Annotated in this window: 11 protein-coding genes; 4 read left to right on the forward strand and 7 right to left on the reverse strand. The window is 70.7% G+C overall.

Annotated elements, in window-relative coordinates:
• Nucleotides 1–24: 24 nt before the first annotated feature.
• The 6 genes from ITJ57_RS03285 to kdpF are packed head-to-tail and all read right to left on the reverse strand — an operon-like array spanning nt 25 to nt 7778.
• The gene (locus ITJ57_RS03285) at nt 25–711 is read right to left on the reverse strand and encodes a response regulator (RefSeq protein ID WP_194668830.1); all 687 of its coding nucleotides are present in this window, start codon (nt 709–711) and stop codon (nt 25–27) included.
• Nucleotides 708–3203 (reverse strand): DUF4118 domain-containing protein, encoded by a 2496-nt coding sequence (locus ITJ57_RS03290; protein WP_194668831.1) that lies wholly within the window; start codon nt 3201–3203, stop codon nt 708–710. Before ITJ57_RS03290 ends, ITJ57_RS03285 begins: the two co-directional genes overlap by 4 nt.
• Before the next feature lie 2 nt (nt 3204–3205).
• Entirely contained in the window at nt 3206–3814 is a 609-nt protein-coding gene (gene kdpC, locus ITJ57_RS03295) for a potassium-transporting ATPase subunit KdpC (RefSeq protein ID WP_194668832.1), read from the reverse strand.
• A gap of 32 nt (nt 3815–3846) precedes the next feature.
• The gene (kdpB, locus tag ITJ57_RS03300) at nt 3847–6012 is read right to left on the reverse strand and encodes a potassium-transporting ATPase subunit KdpB (protein ID WP_194668833.1); all 2166 of its coding nucleotides are present in this window, start codon (nt 6010–6012) and stop codon (nt 3847–3849) included.
• 3 nt (nt 6013–6015) lie between these two features.
• Entirely contained in the window at nt 6016–7689 is a 1674-nt protein-coding gene (gene kdpA / locus ITJ57_RS03305; RefSeq protein ID WP_194668834.1) for a potassium-transporting ATPase subunit KdpA, read from the reverse strand.
• Nucleotides 7689–7778 (reverse strand): K(+)-transporting ATPase subunit F, encoded by a 90-nt coding sequence (kdpF, locus tag ITJ57_RS19590; protein WP_194668835.1) that lies wholly within the window; start codon nt 7776–7778, stop codon nt 7689–7691. The genes kdpA and kdpF overlap by 1 nt, the downstream gene beginning before the upstream one ends.
• Before the next feature lie 313 nt (nt 7779–8091).
• Here kdpF and ITJ57_RS03315 point away from each other — a divergent pair, with 313 nt between their 5' ends.
• On the forward strand, nt 8092–9270 hold the full coding sequence (locus tag ITJ57_RS03315) for a hypothetical protein (RefSeq protein WP_194668836.1): 1179 nt from the start codon (nt 8092–8094) through the stop codon (nt 9268–9270).
• 54 nt (nt 9271–9324) lie between these two features.
• On the forward strand, nt 9325–10191 hold the full coding sequence (locus ITJ57_RS19735) for a helix-turn-helix domain-containing protein (protein WP_370582165.1): 867 nt from the start codon (nt 9325–9327) through the stop codon (nt 10189–10191).
• Nucleotides 10192–10231: 40 nt separating this feature from the next.
• On the opposite strand, the gene ITJ57_RS03325 is transcribed toward ITJ57_RS19735, so the two are convergent.
• Nucleotides 10232–11443 (reverse strand): MFS transporter, encoded by a 1212-nt coding sequence (locus tag ITJ57_RS03325; RefSeq protein ID WP_194668837.1) that lies wholly within the window; start codon nt 11441–11443, stop codon nt 10232–10234.
• A 158-nt stretch (nt 11444–11601) separates the two neighbouring features.
• Between ITJ57_RS03325 and ITJ57_RS03330 the strand changes: the two genes are divergently transcribed.
• Nucleotides 11602–12249 carry a TetR/AcrR family transcriptional regulator gene (locus ITJ57_RS03330; protein WP_194668838.1) on the forward strand — a complete coding sequence of 216 codons (648 nt, stop codon included), beginning with the start codon at nt 11602–11604 and terminating at the stop codon, nt 12247–12249.
• Nucleotides 12250–12296: 47 nt separating this feature from the next.
• Complete coding sequence (locus ITJ57_RS03335; RefSeq protein ID WP_228506457.1) at nt 12297–15170, forward strand: MMPL family transporter; 2874 nt, start codon at nt 12297–12299, stop codon at nt 15168–15170.
• Nucleotides 15171–15183 lie beyond the last annotated feature (13 nt).

Below are 15183 nucleotides of genomic sequence, written 5' to 3' on the forward strand. Positions count from 1 at the left end.
CCTGTTACCCTGCCCGGCCTCGGCTCAGAGCTGGAAGCGGTACCCCATGCCGGCCTCGGTGAGCAGATGGCGTGGCGTGCCCGGCTCAGGCTCGAGCTTCTTCCGCAGCTGGGCGATGTACAGCCGCAGGTAGCCGGTGTCGGTCACGTGCGTCGGCCCCCAGATCTCCGTGAGCAGCATCTGCCGGGTGACGAGTTTGCCGGCATTCCGGAGGAGGAGTTCGAGCACCTGCCACTCCGTCGGCGTCAGGCGGACGGTGACCGGTGTGGCGCCGGGGACCTGCCGGGTGACCTGCTTCGCGGCGAGGTCGACCACGATGTCGTCGAACTGCACGGTCGGTTCCGCCTCGGCTCCCGGCACCCGCCGGGTGAGCGCACGGATCCGCGCCAGCAGCTCGTCGATCGCGAACGGCTTCGTCACGTAGTCGTCGGCCCCGGCGTCGAGCGCCTCGACCTTGTCCGTCGATCCGGCCCGCCCGGACACCACGAGGATGGGCGCGTCGGTCCACCCGCGCAGCCCCTCGATCACCTGCTTGCCGTCGAGTCCCGGCATGCCGAGGTCGAGCAGGTAGAGGTCGGGGCGGTGCTCCGTCGCGGCGTTGAGGGCTGCGGTGCCGTCCTCGGCGGTGATGATCTCGTAGCCGCGCGCGGTGAGGGTGATACGGAGCGCGCGGAGGATCTGCGGGTCGTCGTCGGCGATCAGGATCTTCATCGGGCTGCTGGCTCCTCGGTCGGCACGGCCGGCAGCGACACCACCATGGTGAGACCTCCGCCCGGGGTGTCCTCGGGTTCGAGTGTGCCACCCATCCCCTCCACGAAGCCCTTGGAGAGGGCGAGACCGAGGCCGAGGCCCGTGAGGTTGTCGGTGTCGCCGAGCCGCTGGAAGGGGACGAACACGTCTTCACGTCGGTCCGGTGCGATCCCCGGGCCGTGATCGACGATGCGGATCTCCACGGCACCGCGGAACGCACTCGTCGCGATCCGGACGGGGGTGTCGTCCGGGCTGAAGCGCTGCGCGTTCGTCAGGAGGTTGACGATGACGCGCTGCAGGAGGCCTGCGTCGGCGAGGACGGGCGGGAGGTCGGGCGCGAGGTCGAGCTCGGCGTCCTGCGGCCCGATGCCGAGCTCGTCGAAGGCGGGGAGGATCGCGTCCTCGACGTCGATCGGCGCGACCGTCACCGCGAGGACGCCGGCCTGGAGACGGCTGACGTCGAGGAGGTTCGTGACGAGGGCGGCGAGCGTGCGCAGGCTGTCGTCGGCGGTCTCGAGGAGGTCGCGGCGGTCCGCCGTGGTCAGCTCGACGTCGGTCGCACGCAGGCCGGTCACCGCGGCGGTGGCGGCGGCGAGCGGGCGGCGGAGGTCGTGACTGACCGCGGAGAGCAGCGCGCTCCGCACCCGGTCGGTCGCGGCGAGCGGACCGACCTCCTGGGCGGTGGCGCGCAGATCGGTGTGCTCGAGCGAGGCGTCGAGCTGCGCCGCGATGACGGCGAGCAGTCGGCGGTCGGAGGCCGCCAGCACGCCGCCGTGCAGCTCGAGCACCGCTCGGGTGCCGATCGGGATGCTCGTGAACTCGCCGCCGCGGATCGGTTCGCCGTCGACCGCGAGGACCTGCTCGCCCGCCACGAGCCGGACCCCCGCCAGCGAGAACGACTCGCGGGTCCGACTGACGAGCGCCTGCAGGGCGCCCTCGCCGCGGAGCACGCTGCCCGCGACCGTCGCGAGCAGTTCGGACTCCGCCGCCGCGCGCCTCGACACCCGGGCACGACGCGCCGAGAGGTCGACCACGCCGCTCACGATCACCGCGATGACGACGTAGAGCACGAGCGCGACGAGGTGCGCCGGATCGTCGATGGTCACGGTGTAGAGCGGTTGGACGAAGACGAAGTCGAGCGTGACGCCCGAGAGGACGGCGGCGAACACCGCCGGCCAGAACCCGCCGACGAGGGCGACGAGCACGACGAGGAGCTGGTAGGACAGCACCTCGCTCGTGATCGACTCCTCGGTGCGCGCGAGGTGGAGGAGCCAGGTGACGAGCGGCCCGCCGATCAGCGCGAGGGCGAAGCCGGCGATGTGGCGCCGCGCACTCAGCGCACCGCCGAGCTTCGGCAGCCGGAACCGCCCGCCCGCCGCCTCGTGGTTGACGATGTGGACGTCGATGTTGCCGGACTCGCGGATGACCGTGTTGCCGATGCCGGGGCCGGTGACGGCGGCCGAGAGCCGACTGCGCCGGCTGACCCCGATGACGAGCTGGGTCGCGTTGGCGGCCTTCGCGAAATCCACGAGGGCTCGAGGCACGTCGTCGCCGACGACCTGGTGGAAGGTGCCGCCGAGGGTGTCGACGAGTGCCCGCTGCTGCGCGAGCGCACCGGGGTTCGCGGTGCGGAGGCCGTCCTGCGTCGTCACGTGCACCGCGATGAGCTCCCCGCCGGAGGAGCGGGCGGCGATCCGGGCGCCGCGTCGGAGCAGCGTCTCGCCCTCCGGGCCGCCGGTGAGGGCCACGACGACCCGTTCGCGCGCCTCCCAGGTGCTGTCGATGCCGTGTTCGGCGCGGTAGTCGCGGAGGGCGGAGTCGACCTCGTCGGCGAGCCAGAGCAACGCCAGCTCGCGGAGCGCGGTGAGGTTGCCGAGGCGGAAGTAGTTGGACAGGGCGGCGTCGATACGCTCGGCCGGGTAGACCCGACCACCGGCCAGCCGATCGCGGAGGGCCTGTGGAGCGAGGTCGATGAGCTCGATCTGATCGGCGGCCCGCAGGACAGCGTCCGGGATCGTCTCCCGCTGCGGCGCCCCGGTGATCTGCCGCACGACGTCGTTGAGCGACTCGATGTGCTGGATGTTCACCGTCGACAGCACCGGGATGCCGGCGGCGAGCAGGGCTTCGACGTCCTGCCAGCGCTTGTCGTTCGTGGAGCCCGGCGCGTTCGTGTGGGCGAGTTCGTCGACGAGGGCGAGTCCGGGGCGGCGCGCGAGGACGGCCTCGAGGTCCATCTCGTCGAGCGTCACACCCCGGTGCTCGACGCCTCGACGCGGCAGCGTCTCGAGGCCCTCCGTCAGAGCGGCCGTCGCGGCCCGACCGTGGGTCTCGACGACCGCGACCACCACGTCGACGCCCTCCGCGGCGAGGCGGTGGCCCTCCTCGAGCATGGCGTAGGTCTTGCCGACCCCGGGGGCCGCGCCGAGGAGCACCCGGAGTCGTCCGCGCTGCATGGTTATCCGTCCAGTCCTGCCACGGCGAGGTTGAGCTGCAGGACGTTGACCGTGGACTCCCCAAGGTAGCCGAGGTCGGGACCCTGCGTCAGGCGCTCGACGAGGGCGCGGACCTCGTCCTCGTCGAGGCCGCGTTCGGCGGCGACGCGGGGCACCTGCAGCAGCGCGTACGCCGGGCTGATGTGCGGGTCGAGGCCGGACGCGGAGGCCGTGAGCGCGTCGGCCGGGACGCTCGCCGGGTCGACACCCTCGAAGTCGGCGATGGCCGCCCGGCGCTCCTCGATCGAGGCGACGAGGTCGGTGTTCTCCGGCCCGAGGTTGCTGCCGCTCGACGCGCCGCCGTCGTAGCCGTCGCCCGCTGCAGACGGACGCGACTGGAACCACTGCGGCAGCGGCTTGCCGTCGGCGTCGGTGAACGACTGCCCGATGAGCGCCGAGCCGACCGTCTTCCCACCCTCCGTGACGGCCGATCCGTTCGCCTGCCACGACATCGTCGCCTGTCCGATCCCGGTGACGATGAGGGGGTAGCCGACGCCGAGGACGACGGTGAGGGCGAGCATGGCCCTGATGGCGACCCAGTACTGGGCGATGCCGCTGCGGGATGCACTCATGATGTTCTGTCTGCTTTCGTGTGCTGGAGGGGTTAGAAACCGGGGATGAGCGTCACGACGAGGTCGATGAGCTTGATGCCGATGAACGGCGCGATCACACCGCCGAGCCCGTAGATCAACAGGTTCCGGCTGAGGACCTTCGAGGCGCTGAGCGGTCGGTACTTCACGCCGCGAAGGGCGAGCGGGATCAGGATCACGATGATGATCGCGTTGAAGATGATCGCCGAGAGGATCGCCGACGCCGGGGAGTGCAGCTGCATGACGTTGAGCAGGGCGAGCCCCGGGAACACCCCGGCGAACATGGCGGGGATGATCGCGAAGTACTTGGCGACGTCGTTCGCGATGGAGAACGTCGTGAGGGCGCCTCGCGTGATGAGCAGCTGCTTGCCGATCCGCACGATGTCGATGAGCTTCGTCGGGTCGGAGTCGAGGTCGACCATGTTGCCGGCCTCCTTCGCTGCCGAGGTGCCCGTGTTCATCGCGACACCGACGTCGGCCTGCGCGAGCGCCGGGGCGTCGTTCGTGCCGTCGCCGGTCATCGCGACGAGGTTGCCGCCCTCTTGCTCCTTGCGGATGAGTTCGAGCTTCTGCTCGGGCGTCGCCTCGGCGAGGAAGTCGTCGACCCCGGCCTCCGCGGCGATCGCCTTCGCCGTGAGCGGGTTGTCACCCGTGATCATGACGGTGCGGATGCCCATCGCGCGCAGCTCGGCGAAGCGTTCCGCGATGCCGGCCTTGACGACGTCCTTCAACCGGACGACACCGAGGACCCGGGCGGTGCCGGTGGTGTCGGTCTGCGCCACCACCAGCGGGGTGCCACCGCCGGCGGACACCGCTTCGACGTGCTCCTGGAGCTCGGCGCGGATCGCCTCGTCGAGCGCGGTCGACTCCTGCACCCAGGCGAGCACGGCCGAGCCGGCGCCCTTACGGATCTGCGCGCCGTCCGGCTGGTCGAGACCGCTCATGCGGGTCTGCGCGGTGAACGGGACGATCTCACCGGCGACGGATCCGCCGAGGTGGACACCCCGCTCGGCGGCGAGGTCGACGATCGACTTGCCCTCGGGCGTCGGGTCGCTGAGCGAGGACCGGGCGGCGGCCTGCGCGAGCTCGTCCGGGGTGACACCGCGGAGGGCGATGAACTCGACCGCCTGACGGTTGCCGTAGGTGATGGTGCCGGTCTTGTCGAGCAGCAGGGTCGTGACGTCGCCGGCCGCTTCGACCGCACGGCCCGACATCGCGAGCACGTTCCGCTGCACGAGGCGGTCCATGCCGGCGATGCCGATCGCGGAGAGCAGGGCACCGATGGTCGTGGGGATGAGGCAGACGAGGAGGGCGATGAGTACCGGGACGCTGACGGGGGCCGCCGCGTAGGAGGCGATCGGGTTGAGTGTGAGCGCGACGATGACGAACACGATCGACAGGCTCGCGAGGAGGATGTTGAGCGCGATCTCGTTCGGCGTCTTCTGCCGCGCCGCACCCTCGACGAGGCCGATCATGCGGTCGACGAAGGTCTCGCCGGGCTTCGAGGTGATGCGGACGACGATGCGGTCGGACAGCACCCGGGTACCGCCGGTGACGGCGCTGCGGTCGCCACCGGACTCGCGGACGACCGGGGCCGACTCGCCCGTGATGGCCGACTCGTCGACCGAGGCGATACCCCAGACGATGTCGCCGTCACCCGGGACGAGTTCGCCGGCGGTCACGACGACGACGTCACCGAGCGTGAGGTCGGCGGAGGAGACCTGCCCGATCGCCGCGTGCTCGGCCGAGGGGTCGGTGTCGGGTTCGTAGGCCGTCACCTGGTTGGCGAGCGTCGAGGTGCGCGTCTTGCGGAGGCTGTCGGCCTGGGCCTTGCCTCGGCCCTCGGCGACGGATTCCGCGAGGTTCGCGAACACGACCGTGAGCCACAGCCAGATCGCGATGCCCCAGGTGAACGACGCCGGCACGGCCGAGCCGCCCGACTCCTGCGCGCCACCGAGGAACGGTTCGGCGATCGCGAGGACGGTGGTCAGCGCGGCCCCGACCTCGACGATGAACATGACCGGGTTCTTGACCATGAGCCGCGGGTCGAGTTTGCGGAACGCGCCGGGTGTCGCGGCGAGCAGCTGCGCCGGACCGAACGCGGCCTTCGCGGGCTCGTGGTGGTGGTCCTGCTCCTGCTCGGGTTCCGCCGGGGCGGGAAGCGTGTGCGTGGTGGACATGGTTTATGACAGCCCTTCCGCCAGGGGACCCAGCGCGAGTACGGGGAAGTAGGTGAGTGCGGTGATGATCACGGCGACACCGGTGAGGAGGCCGACGAACTGCGGCCGGTTGGTCGGGAGTGTCCCGGCCGTCGACGGCACCCGGTCCTGCGCGGCCAGCGAACCGGCGAGCGCGAGGACGAGCACGATCGGGACGAAACGACCGAGGAGCATCGCGACACCGAGGGCCGTGTTGAACCACGGGGTGTTCGCCGTGAGGCCTGCGAACGCGGAACCGTTGTTGTTCGCGGCGGAGGTGAAGGCGTAGAGCACCTCGGCGAGGCCATGGAGGCCCGGGTTCCAGATCGACGTGGTCTCCACATCCGAGCGGACGCCGGGGATGGCGAAGCTCAGGGCGGTGCCGGTGAGGACGAGCGTCGGCGTCACGAGGATGTACAGGCTGGCGAGTTTGATCTCCCGCGGGCCGATCTTCTTGCCGAGGTACTCCGGGGTTCGGCCGACGAGCAGCCCACCGATGAAGACGGCGATGACGGCGAGCACGAGCATGCCGTACAGGCCCGAGCCGACGCCACCGGGGGCGATCTCGCCGAGCATCATGTTGATCATCGGCATCATGCCGCCGAGTGCCGTGTAGGAGTCGTGCATCGAGTTGACGGCACCGGTGGAGGTGAGCGTCGACGTCGAGCCGAACAGCGTCGAGGCGAAGATGCCGAAGCGCTGCTCCTTGCCCTCCATCGCGCCACCGGCCGCCATCGGTGCCGCTCCGAGGCCACGGGCTTCGAGCGCCGTGAGGATCGAGAACGACGCGAGGAAGATGACGCCCATGACCGCGAGGATCGTGTAGCCCTGCTTGTGGTCGCCGACCATGCGGCCGAAGGTGCGCGGCAGGGAGAACGGGATCGCGAGCATGAGGATGTTCTGGACGAGACTCGTCCAGGCGGTCGGGTTCTCGAAGGGGTGCGCGGAGTTCGCGTTGAAGAACCCGCCACCGTTGGTGCCGAGGAGCTTGATGGCCTCCTGCGAGGCGACCGGGCCGCCGGGGATGGTCTGCGTCGCGCCCGTGATGGTCGTGACGTCGGTGAAGCCGTTGAGGTTCTGGATGGTGCCGCCCGCGATGAGCACGACCGCCATGACGACGGAGAGCGGCAGCAGCACGCGGAGGGCGCCGCGGGTGAGGTCGACCCAGAAGTTGCCGATGGTGCCGCTGCGCCGGCTCGCGAAGCCGCGGACGAGGGCGATGGCGACCGCGATGCCGACGGCGGCGGAGACGAAGTTCTGCACCGCGAGGCCCGTGAGCTGCACGGTGTAGCCCATCGTGACCTCGGGGGAGTACGACTGCCAGTTGGTGTTGGCGACGAAGGACGCGGCCGTGTTGAACGACAGACCCTCGGGCACGGCGGGGAGGCCGAGCGCGAAGGGCAGGACGGCCTGCGCCCGCTGGAGGGCGTAGACGAGGAGGACGCCGACGAGCGAGAAGGCGAGCACCCCCCGGAGGTAGGCCTGCCAGGTCTGCTCGGAGCGGGCGTCGACACCGATCACGCGGTAGAAGCCGCGCTCGACGGCGAAGTCCTTCCCGGAGGTGTACACGCGGGCGAGGTACTCGCCGAGCGGACGGTAGAGCAGCACGAGGACCAGGACGAGGGTCGAGACCTGGAGGACCGCGAAGAGGGTCTGCATCAGAACCTCTCGGGTTTCACGAGCGCGTACACGAGGTACACGACGGCGGCTGTGGCCAGGACGGCGGCGAGGAGTTCGAAGACGATCACAGTCTCTCCACTCCCCGGGCGACGAGGCCGACCACAGCGAACACGGCGATGATGCCGAGCACGTAGACGAGGTCGAGCAAGAGGACTCCAGTGTGTGAATGGTGCGTGGTGCTGATGCATCCCGTTCGGGACAGCTCAGAGCCAACACCCGTCAGCAGCCCGGATCGGCGGTCCTCACGGTTTCCATACGCCTTCCGCGTCGATCCTCACGACCTCCCTACGGTGCGTGTGCAGGGACGGCGCGATCCGCCGCGCGTCCGCGGCTGCAATACGCTTGGAGGTCGAGGGTGACGGGGGAACGGTGTCGGTGTCGGTGACGGAGTCGATGGACCTGCGGTGGCTGACGGCGCCCGAGGACGAGGTCGCCGCCGCCATCGCGGAGGAGCGCCGCTCGGCCCGGTCCAAGGGCGTGCCCACCGGGCGGAGAGTGGTCTTCCACCTCTACTTCAGCCTCGTCCTCTGGTACCTCGCGATCGCCCTCGTGTCGGTCGGCATCAGTGTCGACGAGTACCACGACAGTCGCGTCGAACCCGATGACGTCATCGGCCTGGTCGTCGCCGCGCTCATCCTCGTCGGGTTGCTCGCCGGCGCCTGGTTCCTGCTGCGCTGGTCGCAACGCCCGCCGTCACCGAAGGCTCGCCTGGCGGAGTGGCGTCGACACCTGACCGCGGTGGAGAACGGCTTCACCGAGGAGCCGAAGTCGCGCGCGATGTTCTCCTCGCTCATCACCACGACCGGGAAGTACCACAACGCGTTCATCTCCACTCCCGGACCGCAGTTCGTGTCGGACCCCCGGTTCGTCCGCGACGAGGTCGAGTTCGGCAACCTCCTCGACGAGGCGAAGCGCTCGGGGGACTGGCACTACCTCGTGGTCCGGCTGCCGGCGCCGCTGCCGCACCTCCTCCTCGACGCGACGAGGAACGACACCGTCCGCAGCGACCTGCCACCAGGCCTCGACCGCGGCGGTCGGATCTCGCTCGAGGGTGACTTCGACCGCTGGTTCCGCGTCTACGCGCCCTCCGGCTACGGGGTCGACGCCCGGTACGTCCTGACGCCGGACGTGATGTCGTCGCTCATCAGCACCGCCGCGTACTACAACGTCGAGATCCTCGACGACCGGGTCGTGTTCTTCAGCAAGCCCGCCGCCGACTTCGCCTACCCGGCACCGTGGACCGCCGTCGACGCCATCCTCACCGACCTCGTTCCGCGGCTCGTCCGCAAGGCCGAGCGGTACCGCGACGAACGGGTGGTGGGTCAGGATGCCGAGAGCGTCCTCGACGCCGCCCGGAAGGCCATGGAGGCCGAGCAGCAGTGGACGAAGGGGCGGACGGTCGTCTCCGAGGAAGGCCGACGACTCCGGGTCCGCGCCCGCTTCCACGCCCTGTGGGGCGTCGTCGGGGCGGCCACCTGGCTCATCACCCGCACGCTGCTGTACATCATCCCCGGAGCGTTCGCCTTCGCCGGGATCATGTCCGTCGTCGACGGTCGCTGAGGCGGAATCGGACGCCTGTGGAACATCGCCGGGCGTGATCGCGTTCGGCCAGGTGTGACCCTCACGCTGCCGGCTGTCGCCGAGTCCGCACCAGACACCCTCGACCGCGCGCTCGCGAGCCTCGAATGGACGATCCACGGCACGTACCGCGACCGCCTCGCGGCCGGTACCTGCCTCGATCGGGGGCACCCGGCCTCTGGCTTCCTGTACGTGTCGAGCGGGCGTGCACGGCTCACCACCCCGGAGGATGCGCTCGACCTCGACGCCGGCGACCTCGTGTTCTTCCCCCGCGCGCACACGACCGTCCTGCTGTCGCTCGGCGACGCCGAGGTGCTCGAGGTCGGTCTCGAACCGTCGCGGCAGCGGCAGGCGGTCGCCGACACGCTGCCCGAGACGCTGACCGTGCGGGACTTCGCCGGTCAGGAGCGGTCCATGGTGGCGCTCATCGAGGGCATGGGGTGCCCCGGCCCGAGCGGCCGCGCACGCCCCGGCGACGCCGTCATCTGCAGCCGGATCGCGACCACGATCGTCTCCGCCGCCCTCCGGTCCTGGAACGAGGCCGGGTGCGCGCCCGAGCGCTGGCTGCAGCGCATCGGCGACCCGCACATCGCCGCCGTGCTCGACGCCCTGCACGCCGAACCCGGTCGCCCGTGGACGTTCGAGAGCCTCGCCCGCATCGCCATGATGTCGCGCTCCGCGTTCGCCGAGCGGTTCAGGCAGGTCGTCGGTCACACCCCGCGCGCCTATCTCACGACGGTCCGGATGGAGACCGCGAAGGGACTCATCGTCACGGGCGGAGCGACGGTCGCGGAGCTGGCCGGCGAGCTCGGCTACGCCTCCGAGGACGGCTTCGCGCGTGCCTTCCAGCGGTACACGGGCCTGACGCCCGCCCGCTGGCGAGCCGAGGCCGCCGCCGCGTAGGCGTCGAGCCCCGGCCTTCGGCGCCGACGTCGCTGCTGCATCAGCGGGCGGTGCGCGCCGAACCGAAGATGACCCCACCGACGATCGTGGAGCTCGCGGCGACGATGAGCGCCGGCACGATGCCGACCGCGTCGACGAGGATGCCGCCCACACCAGCACCGACGGTGATCGCGAGCTGGAACCCGGCGACCACGAGCCCGCCGCCGGACTCCATGCGGTCGGGGACGAGCCGGCCCATCCAGGTGCTCAGCGTCGTGAGCCACGCGCCGAACCCCATGCCCCAGGTGGTGATCGCGATGGTCACGATCCACGGCTGCCCGGGGAACGCCGTCACGAGGGCGATCGAGACGCCGATGAGCGCCGGGACCACGTAGCGGAGTGCGGCCAGGTGTCGGTCGACGAGCAGGCCGATGACGAAGTTGCCGACCACGCCGCCGAGCCCGAAGGCGGCGAGCAGCACGGCGACGCCGGCCGCGTCGAGGTCGGGCACCCGCTCGATCGCGAGCCGGATGTAGGTGAACGCGATGAAGTGCCCGAGCACGGTGAGGATGTGACCCGTCAGGCCCATACGGATGCCCGGGACGCGGAGGGTGTCGACGAGCGACCGCAGCCCGCCGCTCGACGGTGCCGGCGCGACGGGTGGGAGGACGAGCCGCAGCGCGACGGCGACGACGGCGGTGATCACGGCGACGGCCGCGAAGATGAGCCGCCAGTCCATGATCGACCCGAGGTAGGTGCCCACGGGGACGCCGGCGACGGTCGCGACGGTCGTCCCGGTGTTCACGAGCATGATCGCGCGACCGAGGTGCTTCGGGGCCGAGAGTCGGGCGGCGATCGCGATGGACATGGCCCAGAACGCGCCGAGCGCCGCACCGAGGAGCAGGCGGGCGATGAGCAGCATGACGAAGTCGGCGGAGATCGCGACGAGCGCACTCGAGACCGCGGCACCGGCTGCGAGGAGCACGAGCAGCAGGCGGCGGTCGAGGCGGGGGACGAGGATGCCGATGGTCGGCGCCGTCAGGAACCCGACGAAGGCCGTCGCCGTGACGGCTTGACCGGCCTGCCCCTCGGAGATGCCGAGCGACGCGGCCATGGACGGCAGGAGACTCGGCGGGAGGAACTCGGCGAGCACGAGCACGAAGCTCGTCGCCATCATCACGGCGACGGACGCCCAGGCGGTGCGGTCGCGCGGGGTGCCGGCGACGGGGACGGAGCCGGTGCGCGGTGAGTCGAGGGTGTCTGGGGTGCTCATGCTCCCAGTCTGACGGGGCCTGACCTCGCCCGCCCGACGCTCCGTCCGCGGGGCCCGACCGTTCGTCCGCCGACGCTCTGGTGTCGCGTTGCTGGCAACTCGGGGAACCCGCTGTCAAGAAGTTGCACTCCGTGCATCGGTGCACGTAGTGTACCCACGTGTCCACCACCGCCCCTGCTGAGGATCGACGCGCCGCCCTGCGTGCGCGCCACCATCGCGCGATCCTCGACGCTGCCCGCGTCATGATCGCGGAGCATGGCATCGCGGGCTTCAACGTCGACCTCATCGCCGAGCGCGCCGACGTCTCGAGGCGTACGGTGTTCAACCACTTCTCCTCCGTCGACGACCTCGTCACCACCTCCTGCACCGAGGAGCTGGCCGTCGTGATCGAGAGCTTCCGCGCCGCCGTCAACGCGCGCCCGGCCGGCCCAGGGTCGCGGGTCTCCATGTTCGAGGACGTCGCAGCGGCCCTCCGCACCACGGACATCCCGCGCGTCATCGCCTTCCTCTGGAACGCGCTCGGCGGCTTCGCCCCCGAGGACTCGCGGCCGCAGCAGCTCTTCCAAGCCACCTTCTCCCGCACCACCCAGGAGCTCGCCCACGAACTGGCCGAGCGCAACACCGATGTCGACGAACTCGAGGCCGCCTTCCTCGTGTCCTCCCTCATGCACGGCGTCGAAGTGCTCGCGCACCACTGGATCGCGAGCACCGGCGCCACCACGGACGATGATGCCCGTGCACTCTGGACCACCCTGCTGGAACGGCTCATCGCGAGCGTCCGCACAGGCTACGGCTCCACGCACTGATCCCATCCCCCCCGTCCCCGCACCTCTCCCGAAGAATCGAGACTCCCTTGGCTGAACTGCTGTATCGCCTCGGACGCTTCTCCGCGCGCCGCGCGTGGGCCGTCCTCATCTCCTGGATCGTGATCCTCGGCATCTCGGTCGGCGCGTTCCTCGCGTTCGGCGGCACGCTCTCGAGCGCGGTGACCATCCCCGGCACGCCGACGGCGAAGGTCACCGACCAGCTGTCCGAGTCGTTCCCGAGCGCGTCCGGCGGCACCGGGGCGATGGTGTTCCACACCAAGGACGGCGACGCCTTCACCGAGTCGCAGAAGACCGCGATCGGTGAGCTGCTCGACGAGACCGCCGACCTCAAGGGCGTCGACTCCACGGTCAACCCCTTCGAGACCCAGGAGACGATCGCCGACCAGGCGAAGCAGATCTCCGACGGCAAGGCGCAGGTCGACGCCGGTCGCACGCAGCTGACCGACGGACAGGCGCAGCTCGACGCCGGCCAGCAGCAGCTGACCGCCGCGCAGACGCAGCTGAGCGCCGCGCTCGCCCAGGCGCAGCAGGCGGCCGGCGGCACGCTCCCCGCCGCGGCACAGGCCCAGTTCGACACGCAGCAGGCGGCGATCACCCAGCAGCAGGCCGCGCTCGACGCCCAGCAGACCACGATCACCGACAACCTCGCGACCCTCGACGAGCAGAGCACGAAGCTCGAACTCTCCTCGCAGCTGCTGGACCTCTCCTCCGGCATCCGCACCGTGTCGACCGACGACACCACCGCGGTCGCGAACGTCGTGTTCGAGGAGCGCCAGCAGGAGGTCACGCCCGAGACGAAGCAGTCGGTCATCGACCAGGTCTCCGACGACGTGCCCTCAGGCGTCGAGGTCGAGTTCTCCAACGAGCTCGCGCAGAGCCTCCCGCAGCTGTTCGGCGTCGGTGAGGCCATCGGTCTGATCATCGCCGCGATCACCCTGCTCGTCATGCTCGGCACCGTCATCGCCGCATCGCTCCCACTCGTCTCTGCGATCGTCGGCGTCGGCGTGGGCGTCACCGCCTCGCTCGCGATGTCCGGTGTCGTCGACATGCTGTCCATCACGCCGGTGCTCGGGGTCATGCTCGGGCTCGCCGTCGGGATCGACTACTCGCTGTTCATCCTCAACCGCCACCGCAAGCAGCTGCTCGACGGCGTCGACCTCCACGAGTCCATCGGCCTCGCGAACGGCACCTCGGGCAACGCGGTCGTGTTCGCCGGGTCCACGGTGCTCGTCGCGCTCCTCGCGCTCAACGTCACCGGGATCCCGTTCCTCGGCATGATGGGCACCGTCGGCGCGATCTGCGTGGCCGTCGCCATCCTCCTCGCCGTCACCCTCACGCCGGCGCTGCTGTCGCTGCTCGGACTGCGGATCCTCAGCCGCAAGGCCCGCGCCTCCATCGGCACCCCGCGCCCCGACGCCGTCCCCACCAAGCCGATGGGCACGATCCGCGCGATCGGCACCCTGGTGGCCGGGCTCGTCGTCCTCGGCGTCGTCGCCCTGCCGGCCCTCGACATGCGGCTCGGCCTCCCCGACGGCAGCTCAGAGGCCGTCGACTCGACCCAGTACAAGTCCTACACGCTCATCGAGGACAAGTTCGGTGCCGGCGTCAACGGCCCGCTGCTCGTCGCGACCCTGCCGGACGCCGCGACCGACGACGAGGTGCTCGAGGAGCAGGTGCGCATCGGTCAGAAGATCGCCGACGTGCAGGACGTGAAGGCCGTCGCCCCCGTCGGCGCCTCGGACGACAACTCCGTCCTCGCGTTCCAGGTGATCCCCGAGGAGGGCCCGAACGCGGTCTCCACGGAGCAGCTCGTCCGCGACCTCCGCGACCTGTCGCCGTTGTCAGGCGACGTCGACCTCGGCGTGGCCGGCAGCGCGAGCGGCAACATCGACGTCTCGAAGCAGCTGTCCGACGCCCTGCCGCTCTACCTCGCCCTCGTGGTCGGGTTGTCGCTCATCATCATGATCCTGGTGTTCCGCTCGATCCTCGTGCCCGTCACCGCGACGCTCGGCTTCATGCTGTCGCTCGCGGCGACCTTCGGTGGCATCACGGCGATCTTCCAGTGGGGCTGGCTCGGTCCGGTGTTCGGCGTCCACGACCCGGGGCCCATCCTGAGCTTCCTGCCGACGATCCTGATCGGCATCCTGTTCGGCCTCGCGATGGACTACCAGCTGTTCCTCGTGTCCGGCATGCGCGAGGCGTACGCCCACGGCGCTCCGGCCCGACTCGCGGTGCGCCGCGGTCTCCACGCCGGTCGTACGGTGGTCGTGGCCGCAGCGATCATCATGATCTCCGTCTTCGGCGGGTTCATCTTCTCCCACTCGGCGATGATCCGGTCGATCGGCTTCGGTCTCGCGTTCGGCGTGCTCGTCGACGCGTTCGTCGTCCGCATGCTGCTCATCCCGGCGATCATGCATCTCCTCGGAACGAGCGCCTGGTGGATCCCGAAGTGGCTCGACCGCATCCTGCCGAACGTCGACGTGGAGGGCGCCGCGCTCGAACGCAGCCACCCCCACCACACCGGTTCGGTCACGACGGCGCCGCAGCAGGACACCCCGCGGAGCGCGGTCGACGGTGCGGAGACGGCTGCGCTCGGTGCCGGCGTGACCGCGGCGACCGCCGCCCACGTGGCGTCGCCCTCCAGCGAGCTGACCCGGCGTGAGGCAGCGGCTGCCGCCGAGCGGCCGCACCCGGCGCACGTGCTGACGACGGACCCGGACCCGGGCGAGCAGCAGGTCTCCCGGGTGGAGCCGGGCCTCGACGTCATCGTGCACCCGGCCTCGGCCGGCGTGCAGCGGGTCGCCGTCGGTGCCTACGTGATCGCGGTGGACGCCGACAACGGGACGGCCGTCGTCGAGCCGCCCGCCGGCGGCGTCGTCATCGTCCGGGCGCCCAGGTAGCGCCTCGCCAGGC

The sequence above is a fragment of the Plantibacter sp. VKM Ac-2880 genome, from assembly GCF_015351235.1.
GTDB lineage: Bacteria > Actinomycetota > Actinomycetes > Actinomycetales > Microbacteriaceae > Plantibacter.

Excerpts from the sequence above, each read along its gene's own strand:
- kdpA (WP_194668834.1), bottom strand. The coding sequence starts at position 7,689 with ATGCAGACCCTCTTCGCGGTCCTCCAGGTCTCGACCCTCGTCCTGGTC.
- kdpB (WP_194668833.1), bottom strand. The coding sequence starts at position 6,012 with ATGTCCACCACGCACACGCTTCCCGCCCCGGCGGAACCCGAGCAGGAG.
- ITJ57_RS03290 (WP_194668831.1), bottom strand. The coding sequence starts at position 3,203 with ATGCAGCGCGGACGACTCCGGGTGCTCCTCGGCGCGGCCCCCGGGGTC.
- ITJ57_RS03285 (WP_194668830.1), bottom strand. The coding sequence starts at position 711 with ATGAAGATCCTGATCGCCGACGACGACCCGCAGATCCTCCGCGCGCTC.
- kdpC (WP_194668832.1), bottom strand. The coding sequence starts at position 3,814 with ATGAGTGCATCCCGCAGCGGCATCGCCCAGTACTGGGTCGCCATCAGG.
- ITJ57_RS03325 (WP_194668837.1), bottom strand. The coding sequence starts at position 11,443 with ATGAGCACCCCAGACACCCTCGACTCACCGCGCACCGGCTCCGTCCCC.